The sequence below is a fragment of the Nocardia aurea genome (assembly GCF_003123685.1).
In the GTDB taxonomy this organism is placed as follows: domain Bacteria; phylum Actinomycetota; class Actinomycetes; order Mycobacteriales; family Mycobacteriaceae; genus Nocardia; species Nocardia aurea.
In genome coordinates, this window is the sequence record NZ_QCYJ01000091.1 from 47,808 (window position 1) to 64,021 (window position 16,214).

At 68.4% G+C, this 16,214-nt stretch carries 15 protein-coding genes; 5 read left to right on the forward strand and 10 right to left on the reverse strand.

All coding sequences use genetic code 11. From position 1 onward, the window contains the following. Positions 1-5: 5 nt before the first annotated feature. Complete coding sequence (locus DAT37_RS18985) at positions 6-569, forward strand: neocarzinostatin apoprotein domain-containing protein (protein ID WP_109526144.1); 564 nt, start codon at positions 6-8, stop codon at positions 567-569. An 82-nt stretch (positions 570-651) separates the two neighbouring features. Here DAT37_RS18985 and DAT37_RS46070 read toward each other — a convergent pair whose 3' ends face one another. The 5 genes from DAT37_RS46070 to DAT37_RS19010 all read right to left on the reverse strand — a co-directional run bounded on the left by DAT37_RS46070 (position 652) and on the right by DAT37_RS19010 (position 7,136). Further along, positions 652-2,250 (reverse strand): HD domain-containing phosphohydrolase, encoded by a 1,599-nt coding sequence (locus tag DAT37_RS46070; protein WP_157978551.1) that lies wholly within the window; start codon positions 2,248-2,250, stop codon positions 652-654. Between the two features lie 69 nt (positions 2,251-2,319). Beyond that, positions 2,320-3,633, reverse strand: coding sequence for a tetratricopeptide repeat protein (locus DAT37_RS18995; RefSeq protein WP_198654341.1), 1,314 nt, complete (start codon positions 3,631-3,633; stop codon positions 2,320-2,322). A 76-nt stretch (positions 3,634-3,709) separates the two neighbouring features. Then, the gene (locus DAT37_RS19000; protein WP_109526147.1) at positions 3,710-5,356 is read right to left on the reverse strand and encodes a DUF4331 domain-containing protein; all 1,647 of its coding nucleotides are present in this window, start codon (positions 5,354-5,356) and stop codon (positions 3,710-3,712) included. Between the two features lie 182 nt (positions 5,357-5,538). Beyond that, positions 5,539-6,336, reverse strand: a complete 798-nt coding sequence (locus tag DAT37_RS19005) for a class I SAM-dependent methyltransferase (RefSeq protein WP_109526148.1) — start codon at positions 6,334-6,336, stop codon at positions 5,539-5,541. Between the two features lie 389 nt (positions 6,337-6,725). After that, positions 6,726-7,136, reverse strand: a complete 411-nt coding sequence (locus DAT37_RS19010) for a VOC family protein (RefSeq protein ID WP_109526192.1) — start codon at positions 7,134-7,136, stop codon at positions 6,726-6,728. A 132-nt stretch (positions 7,137-7,268) separates the two neighbouring features. On the opposite strand from DAT37_RS19010, the gene DAT37_RS19015 reads away from it, so the two are divergent. Further along, positions 7,269-8,324: a helix-turn-helix transcriptional regulator gene (locus DAT37_RS19015; protein ID WP_109526149.1), complete on the forward strand. Its 1,056-nt coding sequence runs from the start codon at positions 7,269-7,271 to the stop codon at positions 8,322-8,324. On the opposite strand, the gene DAT37_RS19020 is transcribed toward DAT37_RS19015, so the two are convergent. The 4 genes from DAT37_RS19020 to DAT37_RS19035 form a co-directional block, all read right to left on the reverse strand. Beyond that, positions 8,266-8,736 (reverse strand): YfbM family protein, encoded by a 471-nt coding sequence (locus DAT37_RS19020; RefSeq protein WP_109526150.1) that lies wholly within the window; start codon positions 8,734-8,736, stop codon positions 8,266-8,268. The genes DAT37_RS19015 and DAT37_RS19020 overlap by 59 nt on opposite strands. 201 nt (positions 8,737-8,937) lie before the next feature. Beyond that, positions 8,938-10,404 (reverse strand): MFS transporter, encoded by a 1,467-nt coding sequence (locus tag DAT37_RS19025; RefSeq protein ID WP_232839852.1) that lies wholly within the window; start codon positions 10,402-10,404, stop codon positions 8,938-8,940. Positions 10,405-10,461: 57 nt separating this feature from the next. Beyond that, the gene (locus DAT37_RS19030; protein WP_109526152.1) at positions 10,462-11,925 is read right to left on the reverse strand and encodes a dihydroorotase; all 1,464 of its coding nucleotides are present in this window, start codon (positions 11,923-11,925) and stop codon (positions 10,462-10,464) included. Positions 11,926-12,099: 174 nt separating this feature from the next. Continuing rightward, positions 12,100-12,993, reverse strand: coding sequence for a DUF4437 domain-containing protein (locus DAT37_RS19035; protein ID WP_109526153.1), 894 nt, complete (start codon positions 12,991-12,993; stop codon positions 12,100-12,102). Between the two features lie 85 nt (positions 12,994-13,078). Here DAT37_RS19035 and DAT37_RS19040 point away from each other — a divergent pair, with 85 nt between their 5' ends. The 3 genes from DAT37_RS19040 to DAT37_RS19050 all read left to right on the forward strand — a co-directional run bounded on the left by DAT37_RS19040 (position 13,079) and on the right by DAT37_RS19050 (position 15,011). Then, positions 13,079-13,663 carry a TetR-like C-terminal domain-containing protein gene (locus DAT37_RS19040; RefSeq protein ID WP_109526154.1) on the forward strand — a complete coding sequence of 195 codons (585 nt, stop codon included), beginning with the start codon at positions 13,079-13,081 and terminating at the stop codon, positions 13,661-13,663. Then, the gene (locus DAT37_RS19045; RefSeq protein WP_109526155.1) at positions 13,660-14,406 is read left to right on the forward strand and encodes a maleate cis-trans isomerase family protein; all 747 of its coding nucleotides are present in this window, start codon (positions 13,660-13,662) and stop codon (positions 14,404-14,406) included. Before DAT37_RS19040 ends, DAT37_RS19045 begins: the two co-directional genes overlap by 4 nt. A gap of 68 nt (positions 14,407-14,474) precedes the next feature. After that, complete coding sequence (locus DAT37_RS19050) at positions 14,475-15,011, forward strand: hypothetical protein (protein WP_109526156.1); 537 nt, start codon at positions 14,475-14,477, stop codon at positions 15,009-15,011. Between the two features lie 57 nt (positions 15,012-15,068). Here DAT37_RS19050 and DAT37_RS19055 read toward each other — a convergent pair whose 3' ends face one another. Beyond that, positions 15,069-16,085 carry an ABC transporter substrate-binding protein gene (locus tag DAT37_RS19055; protein WP_232839853.1) on the reverse strand — a complete coding sequence of 339 codons (1,017 nt, stop codon included), beginning with the start codon at positions 16,083-16,085 and terminating at the stop codon, positions 15,069-15,071. Between the last annotated feature and the right edge of the window lie 129 nt (positions 16,086-16,214).

The following is a 16,214-nucleotide window of genomic DNA, read 5'->3' on the forward strand; positions in this document are numbered from 1 at the left end:
GCGATATGACGACGACGCGATTACGCGTGGGCGCGGCCGTACTGCTCGGCGCGGGCCTGCTCGCGACGAGTCCGGTGGCCGCGGCCGATCCCGCCCTACAGGTCGAATCACCTACCGGAGTCGCGGTCGGCCGATCGGTCACCGTCACGCTCGACGGGCTGCCCGCGAATCTGCCGATGGTGGCCGTCGGACAGTGCAAACCACTGGTCAAAGCGCCGACCGACTGCAACCTGCCGACCGCGTTGATGGGTAGCGCCGATGCGGCGGGGGTGTGGAAATCCAACGGCGGCAGCACATCGATCACCCTGGCCGCCGATGTCGGCGGCGTGGACTGCACGAGTGCGGCGGGCGCGTGCGCCATCGCCGTGACCAGCCTGACCGATCCCACCGCCATTCTGGCCGCGGTTCCGTTGACCTTCGGTAGCCCCGAACCCGCACCGGTCACCGAGGCGGCACCGGCGGCCGAGGACGACTCGGACTACACGATGGTGATCGTCGGCGTGGTGACGGTCGCGGTGCTCGCGGGTCTGGTGCTGCTGGCGGTGCGACGGCGCGCTCGAGCGGAGTGAACGACAGGATCCCCGAGGTGCTCGTATCGCCTCGGGGATCCTGTTCGCATACTACCGGCGTGCGAGGTCCGGCGACGGCGGATCACTCCGGCATCAGACCGTGTTCCATCGCGAAGACGGCGGCGCCCGCGCGGGTGCGGCGGCCGGTCTTGTCGTAGATGTGGGCGAGATGGTGGCCCACAGTACGTTCGGACAGTACGAGTTCGGCCGCGATCAGGCGGTTCGAGAGGCCGCGGGCGGCGAGTCGGAGCACCTCCACCTCGCGTTCGGTGAGGCCGCAGGGATATTCGGTCCGCGGTTTCCGCAGGCCCGCGGCTTCCACGACCGCGGCGCAGGCCGCCGTGTCCAGCCGCCCCGTCGTCGCCGCCGACATCAGGATTCCGGCCGCGGCGTCGGGCGAATGGGCGGGACGGTACGGCCGGGCTTCGGTGAGGGCCGCGAAAACATCGGCGGCGGCGAGGATTCGGGCGGATTTGGACAGATCGTGGCCGCGCACGCCTCGGTGATATCCGCTGCCGTCGAGACATTCGTGGTGACCCGAGGCGATCTCACGCAGATCCGCCAGGCCGGGGCACCGTTGCAGTACCCGATCGGTCCAGTACGTGTGCAGCCGGACGCGCTCCCACTCCCCCGCGCCGAGCGGTCCGGGGCGATCCCAGATCGCCGACGACACACCGACCCGGCCGATATCGTGCAGCATGGCCGCGGCGCTGAGGGTGTCGATATCGGCCGCGCCGAGCCCGGACAGGTTCGCCGCGCCGTGCGCGAGGCCCGCGACGTGCGCCGAATGCCCCAGCAGCCAGCGGCCTTTCAGATCGACGACGACGGCGAGCGCCGTACACAGCTCCAGCCGTTCGGCGGGTCGGATGTACACCGGCACACCGGGCTCGGCGCGCATGACGGCGGCGAGCGCGTCCGGCACATCGAGACAGTCCCAGATCTCGCCCGCGGCGAACGCGTCGACCAGATCCGGATCGAGATGTCCGCCCGCGCGCCGCCGCAGTTCGTCGACCGCGCCGCGCCTGCCCAGGTCCGTCGCGGCGAGCACCGCCTGCTCGGCGACATGCACGATCCGGCCGGGCAGCGAAATACTCTCTCCCCCGATATGTTCGGGCTTTCCCAGACCGTCCCAGCGTTCCTTGACCTCGGTGAGCGCGAGCACCGCGGCGTCCGGCAGGCCGAGCCGGGGTCCGAGGGCTCGGCTGACCTCGCACACCGAGCGGACCGCCGCCGAACCCTGCTCGGGCGTCATCTCCTCGAGGCGTTCACGCACCAAAGGCTGGAAACCCGGCGCCCAGGAGCCGAACTGCGCCAGCTGGGCGGCGTAGACCGGGGCGTCGCCGGGGTCGAGCACGTGATAGGCCCGCTGGAAGGCGATGTCGTCGGCGAAGGACGCGGCGTTCTCCGAGGCCCGGCTGGTGCAGCCGATCGCGCCGAGCAGGGCGGCCTGGAAGACGACGCGCCGGTCGGACTGATCCATGCCGATCCGCTCGGCCAGCGCGGTCGCCACCAGACAGGTCGCCAGCCCCTTCTCGAACGGGGCTCCGGTGGCGAGATCGGTCGTCAGCGACAGCGCGGCCAGCACCTCGGTGACCCGGATGGACGCGGGTGGGACACCGCCCGACCCAGCCGACCCCCGATGCTCGCTACCGGTGTCGAGATGGGGAGAAGCGCCAGTCACCTCCCTACCGTATCGCGGGCGGGCTCGGCCCGAATCACGCTGGCTGTCAAGCCCGTTGGACGGCCGAGCTCAGCGCCCGGCCAGTGCCGCCAGGGCCTGCCTGGCGCGGGGTGCGTGCAGCGGCGAGAAATGCGGGTTGATCTCCAGTGCGGAGGTCAGCGCGGCGGCGGCCTGATCCGCCCGGCCGAGAGCCGCCAGGATCATGCCTCGGTGATAGGCCAGCGACGCGTTGCGCCACCCGAGCGCCGACGCCCGGTCCGCGTAGCCGATCGCCTCGGCGTCGCGGCCCGCCTTGTGCAGCGACCACGCGAGCACATCCGAGGTGATCACGCTCTGCCTGCGACCGAACTCCAGTTCCGCGAACCGCACCGCCTCGGCGGGATCGCCGTGTTCGGCCGCGAGGTGGGCGGCGTCGATATATTCGGTCACGCCCTGTTCCTCGAGTCGACGGAACCGCTCGGAGATCTCCCGGAAGACGGCGGCCGCCTCCTCCGGACGGCGCGCCGCTTCGAGCAGTTCGCCCTTCTCGATCAGGTATTCGGGCACGGGCGCGGCGGCGGTCAGCGCTTCGTACTGTTCGACGGCCCCGTCGAGATCCCCGCGAGCCGCGGTGCCCCTGGCCGTCCCTCGGCGCAGCGCCACGTTGTCCGGGGACGCCAGAAGACCCGCGCGGTACTCGCTTTCGGCCCGATCCAGGTCTCCGGTGTCGAACGCGAGTTCGCCGAGGTGGTAACGGCAGAAGGCGATCTGGTCGGCGGTGGTCGCCGCGGTGAGCGCCATGCGCAGTGCCGCCGCGGCGTCGTCGGTCCGGCCGTGCAGTTCCAGGTCGTAGGCGGCGCGGGTGAACGACGGCACGCCCGGTCGCAGGTCGAGCATCCGCTGGACCGCCGCCGTCGCGGCGTCGGCCTCGCCGAGTTGGGTCAGCGCGTCGATCAGGACACCGTGGGCGTCGGCGCTGCTCGGTCGCAGCGCGAGCGCCCGCGCACCGTAGTCACGCGCGGCCGTGAAATCGTGCAGGGCGTTGGCGAGCGCGCCGAACCCGATGAGCGCGTCGGCATTGTCCTGTGGTTTCAGCTCGAGCGAACGGTCCAGGGCGCGTTGGGCCGCGCCGTAGTGCTCCGGATTCGCGGTGATCCGCGCCAGTTCGACGTAGGCGGCGCCGAGCACTGCCCAACCGGTCGTATTGTCCGGGACCCGATCCAATTGTTGTCTCGCCCGCGTGATCTCCGCGCGCAGGGGTGCACTCGGGTCGGCGATGGTCTCGACCGTCGGGGAAACGTCCGGCCACGCGGCGGTGACACCGACGGCGGCGGCGGTCAGCCCGGTGAGCACCAGCAGGACGAGCAGAGGGGTGCGGAAGACGCGAAAGAGATTTTCGGACATCACGGGTCCTCGAGTGGCAGGGGTACGGAGAGGTGCGGGCGGTGACATCGGCTCGATGTCACCGCCCGCACGGGGATCAGCCGTTCGACGACGGACTCGGCGCCCGACGCGACCGGCGGCGGATCAGCAGCAGTCCGCCACCCGCGACGAGGACGCCCACACCGACCCCGGCGGCGACGAGCAGCACGGCCGACGTGTCGTCGTCCCCGCTCTGCGGCATCGCGACGGAGGTGTTCGTCGTGTCGGCCGTCGACGAGGTCTGGCCGACGGCCTTGCCACCGGTGGTCTTGCCCGGTGACGGCAGCGCGACATACGGGAAACTTCCGGAGAACGACGTGTCGTTGGCGTCCACCTTGTCCCCCGCGGCCAGCGCCTCGACCGGTTTACCGGCCTGGGCCGCGCCGACCATGGCCTGCAAGGCGATATCGACGACGTCGTCGCTCAAGCGACGACCGTTGGGGAATCCCTGGAGATCCCCGCCGACCACCCCCAGCCGATTCGGCTTCGCCGTCACCGGCACCGACATGTTCAACCGCAGCATCTCCGAGGGCTGGAACGTCGAGGCCTGCACGTCGGCGTTGAGGATCTGCGAGTTCAGATCCGCCTGGATGGGCGGCGCGCTGCCGTCCAATGTCGGCGCCTTCTTCGCGATTCCGGTGAGGAAGATCTCCACCAGGTCGTTACGCGGGCCCGCGGGCGCGGGCACCTTGTAGAGCGCCTCGATCAATGTCGGCAGTTCGGGATCGGTGACCCGGCGGACCACTTCGGGAATGGTCGCGTCCTTGCTCGGCGACAGGCTGTTGAAGGCGTCCTTCAGCGCCACCGGGACGACCACCTCGTTCACGAGCGGGTTGCCCAGTCGCGACACCTGCACGAACTCGCCGACCGATGTGGCCGCGCCGGGGGTGAGTTGCAGTGTTTTGCGCTCGGTGTCGCTCCACACGCCGATCACCGGATTGCGGGTCGCGTCGTTGCGCAGCGCGAGATCGCTTTTCGGTACTTGCAGCACCACGGTGTTGACGTTGGACGCGGCCAGTGTGTCGGTGCCGACCTCGGACAGATCCCCGCCGTAGAGCAGGTCGAACACCCGCAGATCGAGGAAGAACGGATCCTCGGCGGCGCCGACGTAGGCGGTTCCGCCGCCCGGCAGACTCGTCGTCGCCTGTTTGCGCAGCGCGTCGTAGTCGGGCATCGACGCCTGCCCGGTGTAGGACGGCGCCACTCGGCCGTGCGCGATCGGACGCCAGTCGTCGGCGCCCTGGCTGACCGACACCGTGTAATTCTGCCGGAACAGCAGATTCTCGTCGTCGAGACCGGTCACCGGGCCGTTGTTGTAGAGGAAGGTGGTGCCACCGCGCCGATCGTCGGTGGTGAAGTTGACGCGGTAACTGAGATTCGGCTTGCCGTTGCCGTCGTTGTCGATATTGATGTCGTAGTTGGCGTCGGTGGCCCAGGGATAGAAGTTCGGTCCGCCGTTGGGCTCCTGGAGCCCGAACCAGTTGGCGACGATCGTCACCGTATCCGGTTTGTCGGGACTGACGAACGCGTACACATCGGTGTTGTCCACCGCCGGATCGGCGGCGACGAGGGGCGCTTCGCGGTGGCTGGACGCGCCCGCGACCGGCAGCGCGGGGCCGCCGACGGTCGCGAACGCGATGGCGGCGACACCCGCGAGGACGCCGACGGTACGACGACGGGCGCCGTACCGAAGTTGACGAGACATGAGATTCCTTCGATCGATGCGACAATCCTGCGCGGCGCGCAGTCGAGCACGGTCTGTCGGAAGTGTTGGCGGGCAAGGCTGTCCGCAATTCGCATTGCGTCTTCGAGCCTCGGTGAGCGTTTATGGAGACCGTGTCACCAATGGTGTACGTCGGCCCCGTCCCGTCGCATCGGTCGATCGACCTATCCGCGGTCCTGTTTCGACGGCGTGAGGAGCACGTACGCGTAGTTGTGGTCCAGGTCGTTCTGCGGCACCAGCGACACCACTTCGGGTTCGAAGCCGTGCGCGACCGCCACCTGCCAGAACGCGTCGATCGGAAAGATGGTCTGCGATGCCAGATTTCGGGCGTAATTGCGTTTGTGCGGTGCGCGGTCGGCGTTGTCGCGGTATTTGATCTGCACGAACATCACCCCGGAGGGACCGAGCAGTTCCGCGGCGATGTCGAGGATGCGGCGCGCGTACTCCTGCGAGGGCAGCAACTCGATCACGTACAGGCACAGGAACAGGTCGCACGATCCCGGGCCGATCCGTTCGATGGCCTCCTCGGGAGCGGCGACGTCGATCAGGACCGGCAGGAACGGTGTCTCGCACACCGCCCGGGTACGGCTCTCGCATTCGTCCAGGCTGGCCTGCACGACGTCGACGGCGATGAAACGATCCGCGTGCGGCGCGAAGGCGACGGCGTTCGCGCCGCCGCCCGATCCCCACTCCACGACCGTGCCGATCGTCGGTTCCCGGTCCAGCACCCGCGCCAGTTTGCCGAACAGGGCGAAATGGTCACGCCCGACCTGTTCCCACTGGTCGGGGATGCCATCGCGCCAATGGGAGTTACCTTCCCAGGCCCGATCCGCGCGCGCCGACCAGTATTGCGTGGCCTCGGCGATCACGCGCTGTTCGGAAAATTTCGGCCCGATCCGGTCGAGGACATCCCGCCCGCGTGCCCGCAACCGCCGAACCGCATCCCCCGACCGGTCCTTCACCGCATACCTCTCAGTTCACTACCTCTTCGATGCGGCGCGTACCCCTCCGGTACCGGAACAAGCGCGTCATCCACCGTGCAGAGGCTGACTGTAGCTCGAGTTCCGCTCCGCGCGGGATTCCCCGGGCAGCTCGCCCGCGCCGGTATCCCGCGTGATGGCCCACACGCGCGCGCCGTGAGCAAGCCGGATCTTTTTCGGGCTCCGGGCGAACACCGGGTGATCATCACTGTCCGGTTCGTGACGGTTCGCGGACCGGTAGGTGAAATGGCAGTGCCGGGAACGATGGCGGGCTGCGGAGCCTCGGCGACGGGATCTACGACCTCGGCTGGTTCGCCGCGGCGGGACGCCGGATCCGAGGTCCCGTCGCGGCGGAACAGCCGTGCCGTCGATCAGCTCGCGACGTCGAGAACCCAGACGACGCCGAAGCGGTCCTTCAGCATTCCGTAGGCGGGCGCCCACTGTGCCGGACCGATCGGGACGACGACGGTGGCTTCCTCGGACAGCCCTTTCCAGTACTCGGTGACCTCCTCGACGGTGTCGCCGCGCACCGAGACGAACACCGAATTCACGCCCTGGTCGTAGGGCATCGCCGAAGGAACGTCGTAGGCCATGACGTGAAAGCCGTTGTCGGCCAGCACTTGACCCCACATCACCTGTACCGCTTCTGGGCCGTCCTCGGCCGCGCCCGCGTCCCCGTAGGTGACTGCGGCGAGGTCGCCGCCGAAAACGGACCGGTAGAACTCGAGCGCGGCCCTGGCATCACCGCGGAAGTTGAGGTGTGTGGTGGTGGTGACGGACATCATCGATTCCTGTCGTCGAAGGGATATTTCCCGGCGTGATCACCGGCCCGTGTCGCCGTCGCGGCGACACGGGACCACGCTCGCAGCGGAAGAGGCCAGGATGTGTCCGCTACTCGGGGCAGTATCGGAGATGTGCCGAAGACGTCCGCGCGACTGCTGTCGCTGCTCTCACTGCTCCAACTGCGCCGTGACTGGCCGGGCGCGTTGCTGGCCGAACGTCTCGACATCAGTCCGCGCACCGTGCGCCGCGATGTGGACCGGCTGCGCGAACTCGGCTACCCGATCGTGGCGAGCAAAGGCCCGGACGGCGGGTACCGGCTCGCGGCGGGAACGGAACTCCCGCCGCTGCTGTTCGACGACGAACAGGCCGTCGCCCTCGCCGTCGCCCTCGGGACCGCGGCGGTGAGCGGCGCCGGTATCGAGGAAGCCGCGGCCCGGGCGCTGGAGACGGTACGACAGGTCATGCCCGCGCGGTTGCGCCACCGCATCGACGCGGTCCACTTCGCGACCGTGCCTCGCCCGTCCGACTCGCGGGCCGACGCTACCGTGCTGATGGCGGTGAACGCGGCGGTCCGAGCCCGCGAAGTGCTGCGTTTCGAATACACCCCCGTGTCGACGACACGCGCGGACGGCCACCAGACGGCAGCACCGCGTCGAGTGGAACCCCATCGCGTTCTCACCCGGGATGGTCGCTGGTATCTGCTCGCGTGGGATCTCGATCGCGACGACTGGCGTATCTTCCGCGCGGACCGGATCGTGCCGCGCGTTCCCACCGGCCCGCGTTTCACCCCGCGCGAGGTGCCGGGTGGGGATGTCGCCGCATTCGTGACCGGCAGATTCAAGGGGTCCGACGGCGCGGGTGACTGGCCGTGCCTCGGTGAGGTGATCCTCGAACTGCCCGCGTGCACCGTCCTGGAATTCTCCCGCGAGGCCGTCGTCGAGGAACTCGGCCCGCACCGCTGCCGGATGGTCCTCGGCTCGTGGTCCTGGCCCGGTCTGGCAGCCGAAATCGCCAGGTTCGACGCCGATTTCGAGATCGTCGGTCCGGCCGAACTCACCGCCGCGTTCGCGGACCTGGCCCGCCGCTTCGCCGACGCGGCGGCCGACAGTCGGGCACCGATCCGGGCGCTCAGCCGAAACTCATCACCGCCCCCGACCCAGATTTCGCGGCGTGCACGAAGAACATGACCAGCTCTTTGTAGTTCTCCCCCAGGTAGCCCAGGCCGATTTCGTCGCCGTCGCGTTTCCAGACCGGCGGATAGATATCGCGTTCATCCATGTCGACGGCGTCGAAATGCGCGGCGAGCGTGGCGAACGGTGTGGACTTCAATGTCACCGCGGTGGCACTCACCAGCGACGGCGACCACGCGAAGAGCTCCCCGTCCGCGCCGAGCGCTTCCCCGTCGAAGAACAGATCGATGCCGACCCCGGCCCGCGTGAACAGATAGTCCAGTCCGGCCCATGCCTTGTCGATGTATCCGCTGAGTTCGCACTCACCGGAGTCGCTCTCGTGCAGCAGTTCCCACGCCGACTCCGGTTCCGCGACCAGTCGCGCGAGTTGCGCTTCCGTCACCGCGGTGAACGATACGACCATACCCATGCGACGACACTTCCGATCTCCGTGCTCGAGCCGATATACGCCCGCACGGTATCGCCCGTGACCGACAGAATTTCCGAACACCACGGACGGCTGGACCGGACCCGACTCCCTGTCGACCCGCGCCCGCGCCACGCCGCGCCCCGGAGCACACCACCGCACGTCTGCGACTCGCCGCGATCAGGTCGCCGCCGGTCTTCGGAATCATCGAATGTTGTGCGCGCGTTCCCCGGACGCCCGGTCCGCGGAATCGTCGGTGACCGCACCGTCCGCCACCGCATCGAGGTTCGGACGCCGGGCGGGAAGGAACCAGCACAGGGCGATGCCGAGCGCGGCGACGGCGGCGAACACCGCTGTGGCGGTGCGGAGATTGGCGACGAAATGCGCGAGGTCCACCGGCCCGATCGCGCCGAGGGTTCCGTCGATGGCGGCGCGGCGCGCGGATTCGCTCAGACCCGCGGTGCCCAGGGCAAGGGCGAGGGCGGAACTGACCAGGGTGCCCAGGTTCTGCGAAGTCGAGCGCAGGCCGTTGGCGATGCCGCGGCGGGCGGTGGGGGCGGCGAGCATCAGGGCGTTGGTGCTCGGTGTCATGAACAATCCGTTGCCCGCGCCGATGACGAACAGGAACGGTGTCACCGCCCAGAGCGAATTCGCGTCGTCGGTCATGGTGGCCGCCAGACCGACCAGGCCGATCAGACTGGCGGCCATACCCGTCGCGGTGAGGATTCTCGGGCTGTAGCGCGTGGTCAGGGCGGCGGTCAGTGCGGCGGCGACCACGGTGCCGAGCGCGACGGGCGCGACCATGACTCCGGCCCGCACGGGTGTCAATCCGCCCGCCTGCCCGTAGAGCGAGACGAGCACGACCACCGCGTTGGTGGCGACGGCGTTGGCGATCACGGCCGTCATGGCGACGGCGATCGTCGGAAGCCGGAAGAGCCCGACATCGATCAGTGGATGTTCGCGCCGCCGCTGGACGACGACGAACACCACGAGAAGAGCCACCGCCGCGATTCCGCACACCCGCACCAGGCGGGGGTCGGCCTCTGCCGTCGTGGTCAGTGCCAGCACGGTCGCGGTCAGCGCGAGTGTGGACAGGGCCGCGCCCGCGAGGTCGAAACGTTCACGCCGCCTGCGAGTTCGGTCCGGGCGCGGAATGAACAGCAGCGACATCACCAGGGCGAGCAGCCCGATCGGCGCGCAGACCAGGAAGAGTCCGCGCCAGCCGAGCAGCGCGGTGGCCGCGCCGCCGACGACCGGACCCGCGACCTGCGCGGTCGCCGCGATGGTGACGTTCCAGCCGAGCGCCCGGCCGAGGTCGGCGGCGGGAAAGGTGTCGGTGAGCAGCGCGGTGTTGTTGGTGACGCAGGCCGCCGCGCCCATACCCTGCAATATCCGCGCCACGATCAGCATCTGCGGTGACACCGACAGCGCGCACAGGCCGGTGGCCAGGGTGAACAGCGCCAGGCCCGCCAGGTACAGGCGGTGGCGGCCGATGATGTCGGCGAGTCTGCCGAACACCAGGATCAGCGCCGTGGTGACGAGCAGATAGCTGAGCAGGATCCAATTGGCCTGTGCGGCATCGGCTCCCAGCTCGCGCGCGATAGTCGGCAAGGCCACGCTCAGCCCGCTGATATTGAGGAACACCGCGACGACGCCGATGCTGGTCGCCACGAAGACACGCCAGGGGCGGGCGGTGGCAGGCGCCCCCGGACCGACTGCCCGCACGGGTCAGGCCCGGTAGCGACGCAGGTAGACGCCGTGCGGTTCGCCGACGACCCGGCCCGCACGGCAGATGTGATGTCCGCGCAGGAACACATCGGTCACCCTGGCGCTCATGTCGAATCCCTCGAAGGGTGTGTATTCCTGGGCGGAGTCGGAATCGCCCGCCCGCACGGTCCATTGCGCGTCGGGGTCGACGAGCGCGATATCGGCGTCGAATCCGACGGCGATATCGCCCTTGGTGGTCAGGCCGTAGCGTTGCGCGGGAGTCCACGAGGTGAGTTGCGCGATCCGCGAGAGCGCGAGTCCGCGTTTGCGGCCCTCGCCGACCAGGCCGGGCAGCAGGTATTCCGCGCCGCCGAAACCGGATCGGGCCGCGAACACGTCCTCGCGGTCGTCGCCGAATTTCTGTTCGTCGCGGCAGCACGCGTGATCGCTGACGACCCAGTCGATCTCCCCCGCGAGCAGATGCCGCCACAGCGCCTCGACATCGGCGCGTTCACGCAGCGGCGGGTTGACCTTGCCGCCGATGCCGTGCGCGGTGTCGACGTCGGCGAGCAGGTGACCGATGGTCACCTCGCGCCGGAAATCCACGTCGGGAAAGGCCGACGCCATCCGCAGCGCGGAATCGACGGCCTCGGCCGAGGTCAGGTGCAGCAGATTGATGCCGGCGAGTCCGGTCTCGTGGGCGAGGTAGGAGGCCATGGTGATCGCCAGACCTTCCGAATGCGGCGGTCGCGACGCGCTGTAGGCGCGCAGCCCGGTGAGTACACCTTCGCGTTCGACCATTTCGGTGTAGGCGGCCATGATCTCGGCGGTCTCGCAGTGCAGCGACAGCGAGATCCGGTCGCCGAAGCGGGCGCGGGCCCGTGCGAGTGCGCGCATGACGAATTCGAAATGCGCGAGGTCGTAGCGTTCGCCGGGGCCGATCATCAGGAATTCGGCCTGGTCGTCGGAGCGCCCGTGGAGGCCGTGGCCGCCGTAGAACATGAAGATCTTGAACGAGGTGATGCCGAATTCCTCGACCAGCGAGGGGATCTCATCGATATGTTCGGCGGTCATCGGGGCCAGGTGCAGGGCGTAGTCGACGAAGGAGCGCCCCGCCATCGCCTCGAGCGCGATCGGCACGAAGTCCCGGTAGGGACCACCCCGGTCCAGGTAGTAGCGCCCGGTCCGCATATAGGTGAGCGAGGTGGTGACCCCGCCCTGCGCGCACGCGCGGCTCTCGCTGTCGGCGTCCTCGGCCAGATCACGGTAGATCCCCCAGTGCTGGTGGGCGTCCACGACTCCGGGAAACGCGAGCAATCCCTCGGCGTCGAAGACCCGTGCCCCGTTCGTCGACGGGAGATTCTCGCCGACGGCACTGATCCGGCCGCCGGCTACCGCTATGTCGACGGGCTCCGGAGCGTCGGTGGTGGGGTCGCCCGGGCGCACCACGCGGGCGTTTCGAATCACCAGATCGGTCTGCGACACCTTGCACTCCGTTTCTCTCTGCGAAACTCTATTTCCGCAACATGATCGTTTCAGTCGAATGAGCAGTTGGTCAATGTCTTATGTCATCGGAATGTTTCGCACTGGGAAACTATTCGGGACGGCAGCCACATCGCTGCCGCCGCCGCATATGTCGAGCCGCACGGCCCGGCCGCACTACTGACGGGTGGCGTCGGCCCACGCGCCGATCGAACGCGAACGCACCGGTTCGACCAACTTGGGCGCGGCGCTCTGCGGATATCCCGGACCCCAATTGGTGGCATCGCCCGACATGACCACGCGAGCGTTGTCGGTGTACCAGTCCACGAGATCGGCGTCCGACCGCACCAGCCAGGTGCACCCGCGCTCGGCGTCGGCGGTGAAATCTCCGTGGCGGATCAGCGGCGGACGCCAGAAATACGCGCCGGGCCACATCTTTCCGTAGTTGTAGTCGAATCCGCCGTCGAGGCAGTACGCCTCCTCGCTGCACGGGTGATGGGCCAGCGGCACTTCCCGCCAGCCGGGTTTGGCCTTGATCAGACGGCTGTAGAACCCGGTCGTCACGTCACGGTGCAGCAGCTTGATGTACAGGCCGGGCACCGGCGTTCCCCCGAGATCGAAACGCATCGGACTGCCGTCCTTCACGTCGATCCACGGCATCTCCGAGGTATGCAGGACGACGAGTTCCTGGTCGGGGCGGACGAATTCACGATCGCGTTCGGCGGGGTCGAAATGCCAGTCGCCGCCTTCGCGGAACAGCAGGATCTCGGTGCCGTCGGTGACGGTGATCGGCGGTGTCAGCACACCGATCGGCGCGTTCCAGAAACCCTCCGGCCCGAGTTCGGTGTCACCGATCGTGACGCTGCCCGACAGCACGAACCATTCGGTCTCGGCGTGGTGCACACCGGCGGGCCGAGACCAGTCGCTGGTGAATCGGACTTTGAGCGAGGCCGAACCGTCTTCCTCGTCGTAGCTGAGGTTGCGCTGTTCGGCGGTGCCTTCGGCGTGCTGGAACTCGGCGTTGTGCCAGATCAGGTCTTTTTCGTCGATCAGTTCGACATGGGGTCGCATGACGTTCTCCTCGCGGACTGCGTTGCTTTTCCGATACGGAACGTAGCAATTATTATTTTCGGATACAAGCTGTATCGTTAATTTCGTGACCAGACCCGGCCGCCCCACCGGCCCTTCCGCCGACACCGAGGAGATCGTGCTCACCGCCGCCCTCGAACTGCTCCTCACCGAGGGCGCGGTCGCCCTGACTCCGGCGCGGCTGCACACTGTCACCGGGGTGGCCAGGACCACCGTCTACCGGCACTGGCCGACACCGAGGGATTTCCTGGCCGCGCTCATCGCCGTCGCCCCCCATCCCCCGGTCCGGCCGACCGGCGACCTCGCCGCCGATCTGCACGCCGAAGTGGACGGACTGTGTGATCGCCTGCGCGACAAGCCCGTCGGAGCCTTCCTGCGCGCGCTGGTCACCGCGTCGGCGACCGATCCCTCCTGCGCGGAACTGCGCCGCCGCTACGTCGGCGACCTGTTCGCCCCGTTCCACGCCGCCTTCCACGCGCACGGTGTACTCGACGACGCCGATATCGAGGAAGCCGCCACCACGATCGTGTCGCCGCTGCTGGTCGACGCCCTGCTGCTCGACCACCCGATCGACCGCGAACGCGCGCACCGCGCCGTCGAGCGCGCCCTGATCCCGACATCCGCCCGACATCTCGAGGAGACCGGCCCATGACCAACGCGGTAGGCACGCGAGCGGTATTCGGAGTGATCGTGCCGAGCACGAATACCGTGGTGGAACACGACTATTGGCGCGCGGGCCTGGACGGTGTCAGCTACCGCGCCGGTTCGATGTACATCCCGAATCCGGTCATGGGCGACGACGAGGATTTCACCGCCCTGCTCGGTCAGATCCGCGGTTCCATCGACACCGCCGTCCGCGATGTGCTCACCGCCGAACCCGACCGCATGGTCATGGGGATGTCGGCGGAGACGTTCTGGGGCGGTGTCGCGGGCAACGAATCGTTCGAACGCAGGCTGCGGGAACGCACCGGACTGCCGGTGACCACCGGCGCCTCGGCCTGCCGGGCGGCGTTGCGCGAACTGGGATGTCGGCGGATCGCGGTGTTCTCGCCCTATCAGCCGATCGCGGACCGGGAAGTCGCCCGGTTCTTCACCGAGGCGGGATTCGAAGTCACCGCGATCACGGGTTTGCGGTGCCCGACCGCCCAGGCCATCGCCCGGGTGGACGCGGCACGGATCGCCGAGGTCGTCACCGAGATCGACAGTGCCGACGCCGACGCCGTCGTCCAGGTCGGCACCAACCTGTCCTTCGTCGCGCAGGCCGACCGGCTGGAGGCCGAACTCGGCAAGCCGGTCATCGCCATCAATGCCGCGACGCTGTGGCACGCCCTGCGCGAGCACGGATTCCACGACCGGATCGCCGAAGGGGCGGGGATGCTGTTGCGGGAACACTGAATTCCGCGCGGCCGGGGCGTCGGGGCGGCCCGGTAGGGTGGCCGTCAGCCGAGAAGGGGAGGTCGACGGTGAACGACAGATACGGGTACGACGGTGGTGACAACGGGCCACAGCACTACCTGCCGCCCGGACCGCCCTACGGATATCCGGGGTACGCGCTGCCTGTGGAGCATCGCGCGCCGAGCCGGGTCACCGCTGCCATCGCGGCGTCGCTGGCGATGGTCGCCGGAGTCATCGCGGCTGCCATCGCCGTCTGGTCGCTGGTCGTGGTGGTCGATGTCGGCAACGACGACCACAGCGGCAGCAGCGATCTCCCCGATTTCGGCGGGCTGATCGTCGTCATCTTCCTGGCGTTGGCGGTGGTGAGCGGCTTCCTCGCGCTGCTGTTCCTACTCGGCGGCGTGCTGCTGTTCGCGCGCCTGACGGCGGGACGGATTCTGGTGATCATCTCGTCGACACTCGGAGTATCGCTCAGCGCCTTCGGTTTTCGCGAGGAGCTGAACTACTTCGCCCTCGCCCTGTGCACGTTCTTCGTGACGACTCTGGTACTGGCCGCGGTGCCGTCCACCGGCCGATGGATCGCCGCGGGCAAGAATCGCCCCTGAACCGCGGCGGTCGGATCCGGTCCCCTCCGATGGGTGCCGGATCCGACCGCCGAGTCACTACTTCACATTCGGATTGAATTTGTTCGTGTAGAGCTTGGCCGGATCGAACGGGCCGGTGATGGCGCCGGTGTCGCGCAGCCAGCTCTCCCACCGCAGGAGATCGGCGTCGGCGATGACGCCGTTGACGGCGGGAACGCCGACCGACAGCCAGTACTTCACCGACGAGGTGTCCTCACCCGCGCGCTTGCGCTTCTCGATGATCTGAGTGAACCGCGCGATGACCTCCTCGCGCGGGGTCGCGCGCAGCCATTCGATCGCCTTGGCGACACCACCGACGAATGCCTCGACACTCTTCGGACTCTTGCCGATGAAGTCGTTGCGGAAGACGTACTGGCCGCCGTTGAACGCACCGAACAGTTCGTAATCGGTGAACACGGCGCGCAGTCCGCCGTTCGCGACGGCGCGCTGCTGGAACTGTCCCGACAGACCCGCGACATCGACCTGCCCGCGCCGCACCGCGTCCTCGGTGTTGGGCGGCGGCAGCACCACCAGCTGCACCGACTTGATCTGCTCCTCGTCGAGCCCGCTCTTCTTCAGCACATCGTGGACGTCGGCCTCGGCCTGGCCGCCCAGGGTGTTGACTCCGATCTTCTTGCCGAGCAGGTCTTTCGGCGTCTTGATCGGGCTGTTCTCGGGCACGTAGAAGCCGGTGAAGGTCTTCTCGTCGGAACCGTAGTAGTTGATCACCGCGGTGATCGGAGCGCCCGCCTGACCGAGTTTGGCCACCGCGCCCCCGAACGCGCCACCGAAATCGACCTGACCGGTCGCCGCCGACTGGATGTCCTGCGGTCCGCTGATGGTGTTGCCCTGCCATTCGAGCTTCACCTTGTTCTCGAAGTACCCGAGATCCTCGGCCAGTTCGGGAATGACGACCTGCGAGGCCCAGCCTTGATACCGCAGCACCGGCACACCGCCGGACTCGCGGACCTCACTCCCGCCGCCGCACGCGGTCAGCAGCATCGCCGCGACGGCGGTGACGACCGCGGGTATCAGGAACCTGCTGTGCGCTCTCACTCGAACTCTCCTCGGACTCTCGGCGGCGCGTTCTCGCGTCGCGGTACCGAGAGCCTGGGGCACGCGTTCGCCCAGGTACAGGGTTGGCATCGGTCCGATTCGAACCACGCGCGACCTCACCGCGCGAGG